Origin of the sequence: Streptomyces sp. NPDC051133 (assembly GCF_040682635.1) — a bacterium.
GTDB lineage: Bacteria > Actinomycetota > Actinomycetes > Streptomycetales > Streptomycetaceae > Streptomyces.
The window spans coordinates 1-2639 of the sequence record NZ_JBFBBK010000170.1 but is presented as its reverse complement, the minus strand read 5'-3'; the positions used below and the strand labels follow the sequence as shown (position 1 = coordinate 2639).

1 protein-coding gene is annotated in these 2639 nt (G+C 64.3%); it reads left to right on the top strand.

Going from position 1 to position 2639, the window contains the following annotated elements:
- A partial coding sequence (locus tag AB0N17_RS45955) for an ATP-binding protein (protein ID WP_366017629.1) occupies positions 1–2639 on the top strand: 2639 nt, incomplete at both ends.

Sequence of the window (2639 nt, the reverse complement as noted above, 5' to 3'; positions counted from 1 at the left end):
GCGGAGCACTGCAGTCCACCATCAACACCATGGTCGACCAGCTCTCGGCATTCGCCGACGAAGTCACCCGCGTCGCCCGCGAAGTCGGCACCGAGGGAAACCTGGGAGGGCAAGCACAGGTCAGGGGTGTCTCGGGCGTATGGGAGGAACTTACCGACAACGTCAACTTCATGGCATCGAACCTGACCTCCCAGGTCCGCAATATCGCCATGGTTACCACCGCCGTCGCTCAGGGCGACCTGTCCAAAAAGATCGACGTCGATGCACGCGGCGAGATCTGGGAGTTGAAGACCACCATCAACACCATGGTCGACCAGCTCAGAGGCTTCGCCGACGAAGTCACCCGCGTCGCCCGCGAAGTCGGCACCGAGGGAAACCTGGGCGGACGAGCCAGAGTCCGCGGCGTGTCCGGCGTGTGGAAGGACCTCACCGACAACGTCAACTTCATGGCGGACAACCTCACCTCCCAGGTCCGCAACATTGCCCAGGTCGCCACCGCCGTCGCCCAGGGCGACCTGTCCAAAAAGATCGACGTCGATGCACGCGGCGAGATCCTGGAACTGAAAACCACCATCAACACCATGGTCGACACCCTGTCGTCCTTCTCCTCCGAAGTGACCCGCGTGGCCCGCGAGGTCGGCAGCGAGGGGCAGCTGGGCGGACAGGCCCGCGTCGAGGGCGTCTACGGCACTTGGAAGCGACTGACCACCAGCGTCAATGAACTGGCGTTGAACCTGACGACCCAGGTGCGGGCCATCGGCGAGGTCGCCAGCGCGGTCGCGCAGGGCGACATGTCCGGATCGATATCCGTCGAGGCCAAGGGAGAGGTCGCCGAGCTGAAGAACAACATCAATCTCATGGTGGCGAATCTGCGGGAGACCACGAGGGCAAAGGACTGGCTGGAGTCCAATCTCACCCGAATCGCCGGCCTCATGCAGGGGCACCGTGATCTGGTCGAGGTAGCGGACCTGATCCTCCGGGAACTGACACCGCTGGTGAACGCGCAGCTGGGAGCATTCTTCCTCACCGCTGAGGGCGCCAAGCCCGGCGAAGGGCTGGAGTTTATCGCGGGGTACGGCACCTTCGCAGTCAACGACGAGCCGCCTCCGGGAAGCCTGGGCCCCGGGCTGGTGGCCCAGGCCGCCCTGGAGAAGAAGCGCATTCTCATCACCGACGTCCCCTCCGACTATATGAACATCAGCTCCGGTCTCGGTGACGCTCCTCCCGTCAGCATCGTCATTCTGCCGATCCTCTTCGAGGACCGGGTACTCGGCGTCATCGAGCTGTCCAGCCTGAGCAAGTTCAACGAGGTTCACCTCGCCTTCATCGATCAGTTCGTCAACACCATCGGCGTGTCGATCAATACGATCATCGCCAATGCGCGCACCGAGTCACTCCTTTCCAGGTCCCAGCGTCTGACCGCTGAACTCCGCAAGCGCAGTGACGAGCTGCAACGCTCCAATGCCGAACTGGAAGAGAAGGCGGCCTTGCTGGCCACCTCCTCGCAGTACAAGTCCGAGTTCCTGGCGAACATGTCTCACGAACTGCGTACCCCCCTCAATTCACTGTTGATCCTGGCGCGGCTCCTCGCCGACAACCCTGATGGCCGCCTGTCCGATCAGGAGGAGCAGTTCGCCGCCACCATCTACCGCGCCGGCTCCGATCTCCTTCAGCTGATCAATGACATCCTGGATCTGTCCAAGATCGAAGCCGGTCGCATGGACGTACATCCCAAGAAGCTTCCGCTGTCCAAGCTGCTCGATTATGTGCGCACCACGTTCCGGCCGCTGACGGTCGACCGCAACCAGGCTTTCGACGTATCCGTCGCCGATGACGTACCGGACGAGCTGTTCTCTGATGAGCAACGGCTCCAGCAGGTTCTGCGGAATCTCCTGTCCAACGCCATCAAGTTCACCGCAGCGGGCGGCAGCGTGGAGCTGCGCGTGACGCGCGTGGCGGCAGCAGCATTCGAAGAGGAGACGCTCCGCCGTGCCGGCTCGGTCATCGCCTTTGCCGTGACGGACACCGGCATCGGCATCGCCCCCGAGAAACTGTCGGTCATCTTCGATGCGTTCCAGCAGTCCGACGGTACGACCAGCCGCAAGTACGGCGGCACCGGGCTGGGCCTGTCCATCAGCCGGGAGGTCGCGGGTCTGCTCGGCGGCCGCATCGTCGCGGAAAGCACCGAAGGCGTCGGCTCCCGCTTCACCCTTTACGTTCCCGCACGCCACCCTGGCGTTTCCGCCAATTTCGAAGACAGCGGCCCGCACGCCTCCTCGCAGGCCACTGCCCTCCCCGCCTCTCCCCCTCAGCGCGGCGTCACAGCGCACCAGGCCCAAGGCCCAGGTCTCCACGGCGCCTCTCCGGGCATGCGCGGAGAGGCAGACATCCGCGGCGAAGAGACCGGCGTAGCCGCCGTACGAGCGGGAGATGACCAGGACGAGAGGCGGATCGGGATCGAGAGCACACGGCTGGCGGAGTGGCGTACGGGCCGTGCGGGACAGCTCCTGACCGGCCGCCATGTCCTCATCGTCGATGACGACATCCGCAATGTCTTCGCCCTCACCCAGGTCCTCGGCAGAGTAGGTATAACGGTCAGGTATGCCGAGAACGGGCGCGGCGCGACCACCCGCGTCCCG